The sequence below is a fragment of the Pseudomonas sp. GW823-FHT02E01 genome (assembly GCF_058797535.1).
This window is the reverse complement of sequence record NZ_JBXAJS010000002.1, coordinates 182,781-196,538: the sequence shown is the minus strand read 5'-3', so window position 1 is coordinate 196,538 and position 13,758 is coordinate 182,781. Positions and strand designations below refer to the sequence as shown.

Below are 13,758 nucleotides of genomic sequence, written 5' to 3'. Positions count from 1 at the left end.
AGTTTTTTGTGCCATGCCATCTGACGGCGCGTTACAAATCCGACTCTTTCACCACCCGTACCGTCGCCGCATCCAGCGCATACGCCGCATCCGCCAAGTCATTGCTGACCTTCTCGACCTTCAGCGTGCCGGTGACCCACAGCGGCGTGTAGATATCGTTCAGTTTCAGGCCCTTTGGATAGCGCACCAGCACCAGTTGGTTGGGCGGCGGCGGCGGCACGTGGATGCACGCGCCCGGGTACGGCACCAGGAAGAACAACGTACTGCGGCCCTTGGCATCGGACTCCAGCGGCACGGGGTAACCGCCAATGCGGATGTTCTTGTCGTTCATCGACGCAACGGTCTTGGTCGAGTACATCACCGCCGGTAAGCCTTTGGCCTGCTTCATCCCACCCTTGTCGGTGAAAGTGCCATTGGCTTCAGGGGAGTTGTGGTCGATTTCAGGCATGGCCTCGAGGGCCTTCTGGTCCGACTTGGGCATCAATTCGAGCCAGTCGGTTTCCGGCAGTTCACCGGCATGGGCAAGGCCCGTTCCCAACAAAAGTAGAGTCAGCAGAAGACGGCGCATGAAGGTGCTCGGTATAGGAAGGATCAGGAAACGCCGAGCATTCTAGCCCTCCCGGCTTGTGCGGCCGAGAGGACTTTGTCGCCTGGATCAGTTCTTTTTGACCAGGCCGTAGATCACCAGCAACACAACGGCGCCCACCAGCGCACCGATGAAACCTGCGCCTTGGCCGGCCTGATAGATGCCCAGGGCTTGACCGCCGTAAGTGGCCGCCAGCGAACCGCCGATGCCGAGCAGGATCGTCATGATCCAGCCCATGCTGTCATCGCCCGGTTTCAGGAACCGTGCCAGCAGACCGACGATCAAGCCGATAAAGATGGTTCCGATAATTCCCATGGCATTCCCCTCTCAATGAAGTCGCTATTGGAAAGCCTAGTCAGACTTTCGTGACCTGCCATGAGAGAACGGTGCAACCTGAAGGTTCCACCGTTGCACATAAATACTATTCGGCTATCAGTGCTTCAACCTTTAGAATCTGGGCCGTCAGCGTCTCGCGGTCTGCACAACGAAGGTTGGCGTGACCGACCTTGCGACCGACCTTGAACGCCTTGCCATAGTGATGCAGATGGCAATCGGCGATGGTCAGGACCTTCTCGGTCTCTGGCACTTTGCCGATGAAGTTGAGCATCGCGCTTTCGCCGACCTTGGCCGTCGAACCCAACGGCAGACCGGCAACGGCCCGCAGGTGGTTTTCGAACTGGCTGCACTCGGCGCCTTCGGTGGTCCAGTGCCCGGAGTTGTGCACTCGCGGGGCGATTTCGTTGGCCTTGAGGCCGCCGTCGACTTCAAAGAACTCGAACGCCATCACGCCCACGTAATCCAGTTGCTTGAGCACACGGCTGGAGTAGTCTTCGGCCAAGGCTTGCAGCGGGTGATCGGTGCTGGCCACGGACAGCTTGAGGATGCCGCTGTCGTGGGTGTTGTGTACCAGCGGATAGAAGCGGGTTTCACCGTCGCGGGCACGCACGGCGATCAGCGAGACTTCACCGGTGAACGGCACGAAGCCTTCCAGCAGACAGGCCACGCTGCCCAGCTCGGCAAAGGTGCCAACCACATCTTCTGGCGTGCGCAGGACTTTCTGACCCTTGCCGTCGTAACCCAAAGTACGGGTCTTCAGCACTGCCGGCAGGCCGATGGAAGCCACGGCGGCGTCCAGGTCAGCCTGGGACTGAATGTCGGCGAACGCCGGGGTAGGAATCCCCAGGTCCTTGAACATGCTCTTCTCGAACCAACGATCGCGGGCGATGCGCAGCGCTTCGGCGCTCGGGTAGACCGGGACGAATTGCGACAGGAAGGCCACGGTCTCGGCCGGAACGCTTTCGAACTCGAAGGTCACCAGATCGACTTCATCGGCCAGCTGGCGCAGGTGATCCTGATCGCCGTAATCGGCTCGCAGGTGTTCGCCCAACGCGGCTGCGCAAGCATCCGGAGCCGGGTCCAGGAAAGCGAAGTTCATGCCCAGCGGAGTGCCCGCCAGCGCCAACATGCGACCCAACTGGCCGCCACCGATTACACCGATCTTCATCGTCAACAACCTCAGGCGATGCGTGGGTCTGGATTGTCCAGGACGCTGTCTGTCTGCTCAGCACGGAAGGTTTTCAGCACCGCGTGGAACTGCGGGTGCTTGGCGCCAAGGATACTCGCCGACAGCAGCGCCGCGTTGATCGCGCCCGCCTTGCCGATGGCCAGGGTGGCGACCGGAATGCCCGCCGGCATCTGCACAATGGATAGCAGCGAATCAACGCCCGACAGCATTGCCGATTGTACTGGTACGCCCAGCACCGGCAGGTGGGTCTTGGCCGCACACATGCCAGGCAAATGGGCCGCGCCACCGGCACCGGCGATGATCACCTCGATGCCACGCGCCTCGGCTTCTTCAGCGTACTGGAACAGCAGGTCCGGGGTGCGGTGGGCAGAAACCACTTTCACCTCGTAGGGGATGCCGAGCTTTTCCAGCATATCGGCGGTGTGGCTAAGGGTGGACCAATCGGACTTGGAGCCCATGATCACGCCAACCAGTGCACTCATCGTCGTGCCTCTTCTCTCTGGGCGCCCGCAGGCGCATCAAAAAACAACAAGCCACGCAGGATGCGTGGCTTGATTGTACGAATTATGGCCGGTCGTAACCGGCCGAAGGCCGCGCAGTATACCGCAATACGACAGATAAACAGCCCCTGTCGCGACCATCTGTCATCTGGGGCCAAACAGCGGTTTATTGATTTTAAGGTCAAGAATTTTAGTTAGTAATGAAGCCTCGAAGATCACTAACAACTTCAAACCAATAAACTTCGATCACTGCCCTGCGCAATACTATTTAAAACACTATCAAAAGCAAACCCATGCGCCGGATGATATATAACTGCACGACAGTTATTTTTAATAATCGCCCCAACCTATTTATAGATACGTCAAATCCCCTCACATAGTTTGAAGGCGGATTCACAATGAGATATCGAAATGCAAAACCCGTTGATGAAATTCATGACTTTTATAGCTGCATTACTTTTGAGCCTCAATATTCACGCTAACGACAGCCCGCCATTGAAAGATGACCGTCTCGATCCAATTCGGATTTACTTCATCTTCCATGACGACATACCGAAGTCGAAAAGAGACAGCATACATGGTGATTACATTCATCCTTTCATTGAAGAGTTTCAAAGCATCACCGGCCGCAAGGCCCATGTGGTTTTTGATGAACACATAGCCCCATACAGTAACTTCAAATACAGAAGTTCCGACCGGGAGAAAGTAATAAAGGAATGGAGAGAACTTGCCTGGCAATACAGAAAGAAAAGAAATGATGATAAGGAATTTCGAATATCTCGCAACGACAGAGTGCTTTTGATCACTAACGATATGATTAACGGCCATCCCTTATTCGGAGGCGTTGGAGGTATCGCGGATGCACAACCGGGAAGAGCCGCCATTGCGTCTCTTGATTTCAAGCAAGGGGTCGGCCATGAACTGGGGCACACCTTCAACGCCGATCATGAAGATGGCGAAGTTTTGTACAACGGTTGGTGGTGCGAAACCTTCATGCTCCCAGCCCTGCAGCTCAGGTCGAATTGCATGGTATTTAGCGATGCAAATCGAAAGCGCATCAAGGACTATGTAGACAGCCTGTATTGAAACTTCAACGCACCCCCCAATTTCAACTCGAGCCATTTATGATTTGAAAAACCAATGGATTATATTATGTCAAAACGACCGATCAAGCTTAACGTCTTCCTGCACGAAGATCTGAAAGGCATTAACGAAGACTTGCTCCACCAAGATTATTTCGACTGGCTGGCAGATACGGTCTCCCGAATCTCAGGCCGCACAATGGACGTTATTTTAATACAACCTTCAGACGCCCTAACATTAAGCAGCTTCAACTATAAGTCGGATAATATTGAGCGCTTGATGGATAAATTTCAGGATGCTCTTCTTACCCATCTGGGAAATCAAGATCGCACCACTTACGATGCCTCCATCGATTTGTATTTGCTATTAACGCGCGACGACATCAATAAAACTACGCTGGGTGTTGCTCAACAACCGGGTGTGATGGGTATTGCCTCGATTACATCGAAATTAACTGCATCCCATGAGGTTGGGCATATGCTTAACGCTGCTCATGAAGACAGCGATGAAAACGTTTCGACCTACTACGGAACCTACAAATCGATAATGTACAAAACTGCATGCAAGTCAGCTTTTACCTTCAGCAAGAAAAACGAAGAGAACATTCGCAATTACCTCAATCAGTACCCTTGATCTGATTGACGCCGTTTTCGACAGATCAAGGCCAACTCGATTGGCCTTGATCACGCTTCGCCCTCAGGAAGCAGAACCCGCCGCTCCGCCTTCCAGTTTGCGCCACAACAACCGCACATTAGCCTTGCGCACAAGGGCGCAGCGGTAGAGACGAATTTCCAGCGGCACATGCCATTGCGGCCCTCCGCAGACCACCAGTTCACCGCGCGCCAGTTCGGCACGCACGCTCAGTTGTGGCACCCAGGCAATGCCCAGGCCTTCAAGAGCCATGCTTTTCAGGCTGTCGGCCATCGCAGTTTCGTAGATGGTGGTGAAGCGCAGCGCCCGTTGGCGCAGCAACATGTTCACCGAACGACCGAGGAACGCACCGGCGCTGTAGGCCAACAGCGGCACGCTGCCCTCGCCTTCCAGATCGAACAGCGGCTTGCCCTCGGCGTCTGCCGCGCAGACCGGCAGCATCTCGGTGTGGCCAAGGTGTAGCGAGGGGAAGATTTCGGGGTCCATCTGCATTGCCGCATCCGGGTCATAGAACGCCAGCATCAGATCGCAGCCGCCTTCGCGCAAGGCATGCACGGCGTCACCGACGTTGGTCGCCACCAGCCGCGTGGCGATGTTCAAACCTTCGTTGCGCAACTGCGCGATCCAGCGCGGAAAGAAACCGAGCGCCAGGGAGTGCGCGGCAGCGACCTGCATCACTTCGCCCTGCCCGCCCTCCAAGTGATGCAGATGGCGCAATACTTCGCCCAGCTGTTCGACCACGGTGCGCGCGGTGACCAGAAACAATTGCCCTGCCGCCGTCAGCTCCACCGGCGTGCGCGAACGGTTGACCAGGGTCAGCCCCAACGCGGCTTCAAGGCTGCGGATTCGCCGACTGAACGCCGGCTGCGTCACAAAACGCCGCTCGGCGGCCTGGGAGAAACTGCGGGTGGCGGCCAGGGCACTGAAGTCCTCCAGCCATTTGCTTTCCAGATTCATCACGTCCTCCCGGACACGCACCAATTTAGGTCACACGTTCGCCGTCAAGCCGGCGTCACACGGGCATTATGCCGAATATGCATAGCCTAGTGTTTAACAGCATTGGCCCAAAATTCTACACAAGCCTAGCATTCACAGCGTTCCGGCACAGACCGGGTCCATATTGAGATGATTTCTATCATGTCCTCCGCTGCATCATTCCGCACAGAAAATGACCTGCTTGGCGCCCTCGAAGTACCGGCTCAAGCGTATTACGGTATCCAGACCCTGCGAGCGGTGAATAACTTCCGCCTTTCGGGCGTTCCGATTTCGCACTACCCGAAACTGGTTGTCGGTCTGGCCATGGTTAAACAGGCCGCTGCTGACGCCAACCGTGAGTTGGGTCACCTGAGCGAAGCCAAGCACGCCGCCATCAGCGAAGCCTGTGCCCGATTGATCCGCGGTGATTTCCACGAAGAGTTCGTGGTCGACATGATTCAAGGTGGCGCCGGTACCTCCACCAACATGAACGCCAACGAAGTGATCGCCAACGTTGCTCTGGAAGCAATGGGTCACCAGAAAGGCGAGTACCAGTACCTGCACCCGAACGACGACGTCAACATGGCGCAGTCGACCAACGACGCTTACCCAACGGCGATCCGCCTGGGTCTGCTGCTCGGTCACGACACCCTGCTGGCCAGCCTCGACAGCCTGATTCAGGCGTTTGCGGCCAAGGGCAAAGAATTCGATCACGTCCTGAAAATGGGCCGTACTCAACTGCAAGACGCCGTGCCAATGACCCTCGGCCAGGAATTCCGTGCCTTCGCCACCACCATGGGCGAAGACCTGGCCCGTCTGAAGACGCTGGCCCCGGAACTGCTGACTGAAGTGAACCTGGGTGGCACCGCGATCGGTACCGGCATCAACGCCGACCCACGTTATCAAGCACTGGCGGTACAGCGCCTGGCACTGATCAGCGGTCAACCGCTGGTGCCAGCGGCCGACCTGATCGAAGCGACTTCCGACATGGGCGCCTTCGTGCTGTTCTCCGGCATGCTCAAGCGCACCGCGGTCAAGCTGTCGAAGATCTGTAACGACCTGCGCCTGCTGTCCAGCGGCCCACGCACCGGCATCAACGAAATCAACCTGCCGGCGCGTCAGCCAGGCAGCTCGATCATGCCCGGCAAGGTCAACCCGGTCATCCCGGAAGCTGTGAACCAGGTAGCGTTCCAGGTCATCGGTAACGACTTGGCACTGACCATGGCAGCCGAAGGCGGCCAACTGCAGCTGAACGTGATGGAGCCGCTGATCGCCTTCAAGATCTTCGACTCGATCCGCCTGCTGCAACGTGCCATGGACATGCTGCGCGAGCACTGCATCGTCGGCATCACCGCCAACGAAGCACGCTGCCGTGAACTGGTCGAGCACTCGATCGGCCTGGTCACCGCGCTGAACCCGTACATCGGCTACAAAAATGCCACCCGTATCGCCGGCCTCGCCCTTGAAAGCGGCCGTGGCGTGCTGGAACTGGTGCGCGAAGAAGGTCTGCTCGACGAAGCCATGCTCGCCGACATCCTGCGCCCGGAAAACATGATTGCTCCGCGTCTGGTGCCTCTGAAGGCATAACCCGACGCGTTACTTGTAGCACCGCTCACCAGGTCGAGGGACTAGACACCTCTCACCTTTTGAGGGCTTGGGGATTTAGTCCCCAGGCCCTTTTTTTTAACCATTTGCCAGTGAAAACCGTATGTCTGGGGACTGACCAATGTGGGAGCGGGCTTGCTCGCGAAGGCGGTGGCACATTCAACAATGACGTGTCTGATACACCGCTTTCGCGAGCAAGCCCGCTCCCACCAAGAGCAGTTCCCACATAGCCTGACAGCAAAAATGTCAGGTGTTTCAAAGGCTTCGTTTCACCGCATGCACCACAACCGTGCAGACGGACGGCACTGTCATCGGTATAGTGCCGCCCCTCTTCGCATGAGCGGTCGTCGGTAGCGAGGCCACAACCCATGCGAAACCCGAACTAATAACAAACCCGCGATATGAAACCGGGACGAACTTCGTACCGCCCATTGTGCCGTGCGCCAAGGGGTGTAACTCGATGTGTCTGTCCGGCCAGCATTGTTGCCTACACAAAAAACAGCGAGGAATAATCCATGCTCGAAGTCATTAACGACTTCCTCTCAGGGAAAGTACTGATCGTGCTCATTGTCGGGCTCGGTAGCTACTTCACGATCCGCTCGCGTTTCGTTCAATTGCGTCACTTCTTCCATATGTTCGCGGTGTTCCGCGACAGCCTCAAAAGCAGCGCCGGGCAACTGAGCTCGTTCCAGGCCCTGATGCTCAGCCTCGCCGGCCGCGTCGGTGCGGGCAACATCGCCGGTGTCGGCATTGCCGTGACCCTCGGTGGCCCAGGTGCGGTGTTCTGGATGTGGGTGACCGCGCTGGTCGGCATGTCCAGCAGCTTCTTCGAATGCTCCCTCGGCCAGCTCTACAAGCGCTGCGATTCCGAGGGCCAGTTCCGCGGTGGCCCGTCCTATTACATCCAGCACGGTTTGCAAAAACGCTGGTTGGGCATGCTGATGGCGTTCCTGTTGCTGGTGACGTTCGGCTTCGCCTTCAACGGCCTGCAAGCCCACGCTGTAACGCACTCGTTGAACAACGCGTTCGGCCTCGACACCACTTACACCGGCATCGGCCTGGCCGTACTGCTGGGTCTGGTGTTCATCGGCGGGATCAAGCGCATCGCCAAGGTCGCCGACCTGTTGGTGCCGGTGAAAACCCTGGCGTACATCGGCGTGACCATCTACGTGATCGTGCTGCAGTTCGACCAGGTGCCGGACATGCTGATGACCATCGTCAAGAGCGCCTTCGGTCTGGACCAGGCTTTCGGTGGCCTGATCGGCAGCGCCATTATCATGGGCGTGAAGCGTGGCGTGTTCGCCAACGAAGCAGGTCTGGGCAGTGCACCTAACGTGGCGGCGGTTGCAGCGGTCGAACACCCGGTGGCGCAAGGCGTGGTCCAAGCGTTCAGCGTGTTCCTCGATACCTTCGTGATCTGCACCTGCACCGCGTTGCTGATTCTGCTCTCCGGTTTCTACACCCCTGGCTTCGAAGGCGACGGCATTGCCCTGACCCAGAACTCGCTGGCCGCCGTGGTCGGTGACTGGGGCCGGATGTTCATCTCCGTAGCCCTGGCGTTGTTCGTGTTCACCTCGATCCTCTACAACTACTACCTGGGTGAGAACAACCTGCGCTTTTTGATCGGTGAAAACCGCAAAGCGCTGATGGGCTATCGCGCGCTGGTACTGGTGCTGATTTTCTGGGGCGCCATCGAAAACCTCGGCACCGTGTTCGCTTTCGCCGACATCACCATGACCATGCTCGCGTTCGTCAACCTGATCGCGCTCTTCCTGCTGTTCAAGGTCGGCATGCGCATCCTGCGTGACTACGATGACCAACGCGCCGCCGGGATCAAGACTCCGGTGTTCGACTCCGCCAAGTTCCCGGATCTGGATCTGGATCGCCAGGCGTGGCCGGCCAACCCGCCTGCCGCTGTCGGCAAGACTGAAGTTGAGCCGCAAGGCGTACCCGCAGCGCAACGCTGACAGGTAAATGACGGGCGCATCGCGTGCGCCCGTCAGTTAAAGTTCGAAAAACTGTGGGAGCGAGCTTGCTCGCGATGGCGCACTGTCAGTCAACATAGCGATGTCTGACATACCGCTATCGCGAGCAAGCTCGCTCCCACAGGAACTCTTCCTTTCGGAGAATCTTCATGAATTCGTCGACCTACCCCGCCGCCCAGCACGTCATGGTGCTCTACACCGGTGGCACCATCGGCATGCAGGCGAGCGCCAACGGCCTGGCCCCGGCGTCCGGTTTCGAAGCGCGGATGCGCGACTATCTGCACAGCCAGCCTGAACTGGTGGTACCGCAATGGCGTTTCCGTGAAATGTCGCCGCTGATCGACAGTGCCAACATGACCCCGACGTACTGGCAGCAGTTGCGTGAAGCGGTGGTCGATGCGGTGGATGTTCAGGGCTGCGACAGCGTGCTGATCCTACATGGTACCGACACCCTGGCCTACAGCGTGGCCGCGATGAGTTTCCAGTTGCTCGGCCTGCATGCCCGCGTGTGCTTCACCGGCTCGATGCTGCCGGCAGGTGTAACTGACAGCGACGCCTGGGAAAACCTCGGCGGCGCGCTGGTTGCGCTGGGCCAAGGCCTGGCGCCGGGCGTGCATCTGTACTTCCATGGCGAACTGCTGGACCCGACCCGTTGCGCCAAGGTGCGCAGTTTTGGCCGTCATCCCTTCAAGCGACTGGTGCGTCAGGGCGGCGGTGTGAAAGCGGCCTCGATTCCGGCACAACTGAACTACAACCAGCCGAAGCAATTGGCGAAGGTCGCGGTATTGCCGCTGTTTCCCGGCATTAGCGCCGAGGTGCTGGATGGTTTGCTCGACAGCGGCATTCAGGGTCTGGTGCTGGAGTGCTACGGCAGTGGCACCGGGCCGAGCGACAATCCAGAGTTCCTCGCCAGCCTCGGCCGTGCACGGGACAACGGCGTGGTGGTGGTTGCCGTTACCCAATGCCATGAAGGTGGCGTGAAGCTCGATGTGTATGAGGCAGGCAGCCGCCTGCGTGGCGTTGGCGTGCTGTCCGGTGGTGGCATGACCCGTGAGGCGGCGTTTGGCAAGTTGCATGGCTTGCTGGGAGCCGGACTCGAAGCTGCCGAGGTTCGCCGTCTCGTTGAACTCGACCTCTGCGGCGAATTGAGCTGACACACCACACCACGTGTAGGAGCGAGCTCGCTCGCGATGGTCGTTAACGATAACGCCGGGAGCCTGGCACCCCGCGGCGCTCTCAGGCTTTTCGCGAGCGGGCTCGCTCCTGCAGTTTCCAGCGCTCGGCATATAACTTGCTGTGTTCCAGCTATCCCAAGGCTGGAAGTCCTTATGCTCCACTCCCACCTCACCACCCTCAATGCCGTCTCCCTGGTACTCGATGCCTTCAAGGCACAAGGCTTGTCCAGCGAAGCACTGCTGGCCGGAAGCGGCATCAGTGCGGCGGATCTGAACCGTGCCGACACGCGCATCACCACCAATCAGGAAATGCAGGTCTGTGCCAACGCCGTCGCGCTCAAGCGTGACATCGGCCTGGAACTGGGCCGGCGGATGCACGTCTCCTGCTACGGCATGCTCGGTTACGCCCTGCTCACCAGTGCCACCTTCGGTGACGCTTTGCGTCTGGCGATGCGCTATCCGGCGCTGCTGGGAACACTTTTCGAACTGAGCCTTGAAGACGATGGCGAGCGCATCTGGTTCGCCGCCGCCGATTACCGCGAGAGCCCCGCCATGGCGGTGTTCAATGCCGAGTTCTGCCTGGTGTCGCTGAAAGTCACCTGCGACGACCTGCTCGGCCATCCCCTGCCCTTGCTCGGCGCACGCTTCGAACATGCCGCGCCCGACTACGAAGCAACCTACGCCGAACACTTCAACTGCCCAGTGCACTTCGGAGCACGCAACAACGCCTTCGCTTTCGACAAGCGCTGGCTCGACCAACCATTGCCGCTGGCCGATGTCATCACCCATCAAGCCATGGCCGAACGCTGCCGCAAACAGAACATCGAGTTCACCGGGCGACAGGCCTGGTTGGGACGGATCCGCCAATTGCTCAGCGCGCAACTGAATGCCGCGCCCGGGCTGGAGGGGCTGGCCGAGCAAATGAACTGTTCGGCGCGGACCTTGCGCCGGCATCTCAAGGACATGGGTTGCAGCTACCAGGAGCTGCTCGACGAACTGCGCTTCGAGCAGGCCAAGCAAATGCTTTGCGAGGATCAATTGCCGATCTATCAGATTGCCGAAGCGTTGGGCTTCAGCGAGACCGCGAGTTTTCGCCATGCCTTTGTGCGCTGGAGTGGTGTGGCGCCGAGTCAGTTCCGGCCCTGAGGGCTGTAGTGACCGATCTGCCGCCATCGCGAGCAAGCTCGCTCCCACAAGGGGTATGCGACTTACAAAAAAATCGCGGGCACTGAGGCTCACCTGTGGGAGCGAGCTTGCTCGCGAAGGCGGCCGCGAGAGCTCCGCATTATCAAGGGGCGAATTTCGGTCAAATGTTTTGGCCATATCGATCCCCTTTTGGCCTTTCCTGCCGTTCTCCGATTCGCCGTGCGCCGCAACACTGGGGGCAACCGAATCAGCCCTGCGGAGAACAACAAATGCTGACGATCTACTCTGACGATCACCACCTGCACCATGGCCGCTGCGAACTCATCGACGGCCAGCTCAAGCCGTGCTTCGAGATGCCATCGCGCGCCGATCATGTGCTGCAACGCGTGCAGAACCAAAACCTTGGCCCAGTCGAAGCGCCAAAGGATTTTGGTCTTGAACCCATCGCCCGCATTCACAGCCGCGACTACCTCGATTTCTTCAAAGGTGCCTGGGCACGCTGGACCGAGTTCAACACCGACGGTGACCTGCTGCCCTACACCTGGCCTGCACGCACCTTGCGCCCGATCAAACCGACCAGCCTGCACGGCCAACTCGGCTATTACAGCTTCGACGGCGGCGCCCCGATCACCGCCGGCACCTGGCAAGCGGCGTACAGCGCAGCACAAGTCGCGCTCACCGCCCAAGCTGAAATCCAGCGCGGCGCCCGTTCTGCTTTCGCCCTGTGCCGTCCACCGGGACACCACGCCGCCAGCGATTTGATGGGTGGTTATTGCTACCTCAACAACGCCGCCATCGCTGCCCAGGCGTTCCTCGATCAGGGCCACAAAAAAGTCGCGATCCTCGACGTCGATTACCACCACGGCAACGGCACCCAGTCGATTTTCTACGAGCGAAGCGATGTGCTGTTCACCTCGATCCACGGTCACCCGGAAGCCGAGTTCCCGTTCTTCCTAGGCTATGAAGACGAACTCGGCGAAGGCGCCGGTGAAGGCTTCAACTTCAACTACCCGTTGGCCGCCGGTTCAGGCTGGGATACCTGGAGCGCAGCGCTGGAACAAGCCTGTAAAGAGATCGAAAGCTATGGCGCCGACATCGTCGTGGTGTCCCTTGGCGTCGATACCTTCAAGGATGATCCGATCTCGCAATTCAAACTCGACAGCCCGGATTACCTGGCCATGGGCAAGCGCATCGCGGCGCTCGGCAAACCCACGCTGTTCGTCATGGAAGGCGGCTATGCCGTGGAAGAAATCGGCATCAATGCCGTGAACGTTCTCGAAGGTTTTGAAAGCGCTTGATGAGGAAGTAGAAGAATGAAAAGTCTTAAGCGTTTTATTTTTCCAGCGCTGTGCGCCACGGTGCTCAGTGGCGCCGCCCACGCTGAAGAGCGAACCCTGCGCGTCTACAACTGGTTCGACTACATCACCCCCAAGGCCCTGGAAGACTTCAAGGCTCAGAACGCCCAGACCAAACTGGTCTACGACATCTTCGACACCAACGAAGCACTGGAAGCCAAGCTGCTGACCGGCAACTCCGGCTACGACGTGGTGGTGCCGTCCAACGTGTTCCTCGCCAAGCAAATCGAAGCCGGCGTATTCCAGCCCCTGGACCGCAGCAAGCTGCCGAACTGGAACCACCTCGATCCCAAGCTGATGAAGCTGATCGAAGCCAACGACCCGGGCAACAAATTTGCCGTGCCGTACATGTACGGGACCATCCTGATCGGCTTCAACCCGGACAAGGTCAAGGCAGCCCTGGGCGCCGACGCGCCGGTAGACAGCTGGGACCTGATCTTCAAGGAAGAGAACATCAGCAAGCTCAAGCAGTGCGGTGTCGCCCTGCTCGACTCGCCCTCGGAGATCCTGCCGCTGGCCCTGCAACACCTCGGCCTGGACCCCAACAGCAAGAAGCCTGCGGACTATGACAAGGCTGAAGCACTGCTGATGAAGATCCGTCCGTACATCACCTACTTCCACTCGTCCAAGTACATGGCTGACATTGCCAACGGTGACATCTGTGTCGCAGTCGGCTATTCCGGCAGCTTCTCGCAAGCCGCCAATCGCGCCAAGGAAGCCAAGAATGGGGTGGTCGTCGACATGCGTTTGCCGAAGGAAGGCGCGCCGATCTGGTTCGACATGCTGGCGATTCCGAAGGGGGCGAAAAACCCCGAAGACGCCTACACATTCATCAACTACCTGCTACAGCCGCAGGTGATTGCACCGGTCAGTGACTTTGTCGGTTACCCAAACCCGAACAAGGACGCCACGGAACTGGTCGACCCGGCAATCCGCAACAACCCGAACCTGTACCCGACCGATGCGGCGATGGGTACGCTCTACACCCTGCAACCGCTGCCGCGCGATGCCGAGCGCGCGCGGACCCGGGCCTGGACCAAGATCAAGTCGGGCACCTGATAGCCGACGCGGGTTTATCCTGACCTGCGCTTGCGCAGGTCTTTTTTTTGCCCGCGATATTTATTTACCGCCAACGCCGCTATACCCGTCGCTACTTTGCAATGGACCGCGCA

At 58.6% G+C, this 13,758-nt stretch carries 13 protein-coding genes; 8 read left to right on the top strand and 5 right to left on the bottom strand.

Annotated features, from left to right (window positions below):
- Window positions 1–31: 31 nt before the first annotated feature.
- From AC1RDQ_RS04650 to purE, 4 genes are all read right to left on the bottom strand, one after another.
- Window positions 32–568 carry a DUF3299 domain-containing protein gene (locus tag AC1RDQ_RS04650; protein ID WP_090452186.1) on the bottom strand — a complete coding sequence of 179 codons (537 nt, stop codon included), beginning with the start codon at window positions 566–568 and terminating at the stop codon, window positions 32–34.
- Between the two features lie 87 nt (window positions 569–655).
- On the bottom strand, window positions 656–901 hold the full coding sequence (locus tag AC1RDQ_RS04645; protein ID WP_007928514.1) for a GlsB/YeaQ/YmgE family stress response membrane protein: 246 nt from the start codon (window positions 899–901) through the stop codon (window positions 656–658).
- Window positions 902–1,007: 106 nt separating this feature from the next.
- The gene (locus AC1RDQ_RS04640) at window positions 1,008–2,090 is read right to left on the bottom strand and encodes a 5-(carboxyamino)imidazole ribonucleotide synthase (RefSeq protein ID WP_090452187.1); all 1,083 of its coding nucleotides are present in this window, start codon (window positions 2,088–2,090) and stop codon (window positions 1,008–1,010) included.
- An 11-nt stretch (window positions 2,091–2,101) separates the two neighbouring features.
- Window positions 2,102–2,593: a 5-(carboxyamino)imidazole ribonucleotide mutase gene (gene purE / locus AC1RDQ_RS04635; RefSeq protein WP_046038893.1), complete on the bottom strand. Its 492-nt coding sequence runs from the start codon at window positions 2,591–2,593 to the stop codon at window positions 2,102–2,104.
- Window positions 2,594–3,022: 429 nt separating this feature from the next.
- Between purE and AC1RDQ_RS04630 the strand changes: the two genes are divergently transcribed.
- Window positions 3,023–3,697 carry a hypothetical protein gene (locus tag AC1RDQ_RS04630; protein ID WP_429521712.1) on the top strand — a complete coding sequence of 225 codons (675 nt, stop codon included), beginning with the start codon at window positions 3,023–3,025 and terminating at the stop codon, window positions 3,695–3,697.
- Between the two features lie 66 nt (window positions 3,698–3,763).
- Entirely contained in the window at window positions 3,764–4,327 is a 564-nt protein-coding gene (locus AC1RDQ_RS04625) for a zinc metalloprotease (protein WP_492586544.1), read from the top strand.
- 63 nt (window positions 4,328–4,390) lie between these two features.
- Here AC1RDQ_RS04625 and AC1RDQ_RS04620 read toward each other — a convergent pair whose 3' ends face one another.
- Window positions 4,391–5,302, bottom strand: coding sequence for a LysR substrate-binding domain-containing protein (locus AC1RDQ_RS04620; protein WP_090452193.1), 912 nt, complete (start codon window positions 5,300–5,302; stop codon window positions 4,391–4,393).
- Window positions 5,303–5,482: 180 nt separating this feature from the next.
- Between AC1RDQ_RS04620 and AC1RDQ_RS04615 the strand changes: the two genes are divergently transcribed.
- The 6 genes from AC1RDQ_RS04615 to AC1RDQ_RS04590 all read left to right on the top strand — a co-directional run bounded on the left by AC1RDQ_RS04615 (window position 5,483) and on the right by AC1RDQ_RS04590 (window position 13,645).
- A complete protein-coding gene (locus AC1RDQ_RS04615) occupies window positions 5,483–6,907 on the top strand; it encodes an aspartate ammonia-lyase (protein ID WP_034152112.1) in 1,425 nt (474 codons plus the stop codon).
- 533 nt (window positions 6,908–7,440) lie between these two features.
- Window positions 7,441–8,892, top strand: coding sequence for an alanine/glycine:cation symporter family protein (locus AC1RDQ_RS04610; protein ID WP_090452195.1), 1,452 nt, complete (start codon window positions 7,441–7,443; stop codon window positions 8,890–8,892).
- 167 nt (window positions 8,893–9,059) lie between these two features.
- Window positions 9,060–10,064 (top strand): asparaginase, encoded by a 1,005-nt coding sequence (locus AC1RDQ_RS04605; protein WP_492586542.1) that lies wholly within the window; start codon window positions 9,060–9,062, stop codon window positions 10,062–10,064.
- Window positions 10,065–10,238: 174 nt separating this feature from the next.
- The gene (locus AC1RDQ_RS04600; protein ID WP_057712711.1) at window positions 10,239–11,231 is read left to right on the top strand and encodes an AraC family transcriptional regulator; all 993 of its coding nucleotides are present in this window, start codon (window positions 10,239–10,241) and stop codon (window positions 11,229–11,231) included.
- Window positions 11,232–11,500: 269 nt separating this feature from the next.
- The gene (locus tag AC1RDQ_RS04595; protein WP_489339473.1) at window positions 11,501–12,529 is read left to right on the top strand and encodes a histone deacetylase family protein; all 1,029 of its coding nucleotides are present in this window, start codon (window positions 11,501–11,503) and stop codon (window positions 12,527–12,529) included.
- A 15-nt stretch (window positions 12,530–12,544) separates the two neighbouring features.
- Complete coding sequence (locus AC1RDQ_RS04590) at window positions 12,545–13,645, top strand: polyamine ABC transporter substrate-binding protein (protein WP_492586540.1); 1,101 nt, start codon at window positions 12,545–12,547, stop codon at window positions 13,643–13,645.
- Window positions 13,646–13,758 lie beyond the last annotated feature (113 nt).

Excerpts from the sequence above, each read along its gene's own strand:
- AC1RDQ_RS04605 (WP_492586542.1), top strand. The coding sequence starts at position 9,060 with ATGAATTCGTCGACCTACCCCGCCGCCCAGCACGTCATGGTGCTCTAC.
- AC1RDQ_RS04620 (WP_090452193.1), bottom strand. The coding sequence starts at position 5,302 with ATGAATCTGGAAAGCAAATGGCTGGAGGACTTCAGTGCCCTGGCCGCC.
- AC1RDQ_RS04625 (WP_492586544.1), top strand. The coding sequence starts at position 3,764 with ATGTCAAAACGACCGATCAAGCTTAACGTCTTCCTGCACGAAGATCTG.
- AC1RDQ_RS04615 (WP_034152112.1), top strand. The coding sequence starts at position 5,483 with ATGTCCTCCGCTGCATCATTCCGCACAGAAAATGACCTGCTTGGCGCC.
- AC1RDQ_RS04600 (WP_057712711.1), top strand. The coding sequence starts at position 10,239 with ATGCTCCACTCCCACCTCACCACCCTCAATGCCGTCTCCCTGGTACTC.
- AC1RDQ_RS04595 (WP_489339473.1), top strand. The coding sequence starts at position 11,501 with ATGCTGACGATCTACTCTGACGATCACCACCTGCACCATGGCCGCTGC.
- purE (WP_046038893.1), bottom strand. The coding sequence starts at position 2,593 with ATGAGTGCACTGGTTGGCGTGATCATGGGCTCCAAGTCCGATTGGTCC.
- AC1RDQ_RS04630 (WP_429521712.1), top strand. The coding sequence starts at position 3,023 with ATGCAAAACCCGTTGATGAAATTCATGACTTTTATAGCTGCATTACTT.
- AC1RDQ_RS04650 (WP_090452186.1), bottom strand. The coding sequence starts at position 568 with ATGCGCCGTCTTCTGCTGACTCTACTTTTGTTGGGAACGGGCCTTGCC.
- AC1RDQ_RS04645 (WP_007928514.1), bottom strand. The coding sequence starts at position 901 with ATGGGAATTATCGGAACCATCTTTATCGGCTTGATCGTCGGTCTGCTG.
- AC1RDQ_RS04590 (WP_492586540.1), top strand. The coding sequence starts at position 12,545 with ATGAAAAGTCTTAAGCGTTTTATTTTTCCAGCGCTGTGCGCCACGGTG.
- AC1RDQ_RS04640 (WP_090452187.1), bottom strand. The coding sequence starts at position 2,090 with ATGAAGATCGGTGTAATCGGTGGCGGCCAGTTGGGTCGCATGTTGGCG.
- AC1RDQ_RS04610 (WP_090452195.1), top strand. The coding sequence starts at position 7,441 with ATGCTCGAAGTCATTAACGACTTCCTCTCAGGGAAAGTACTGATCGTG.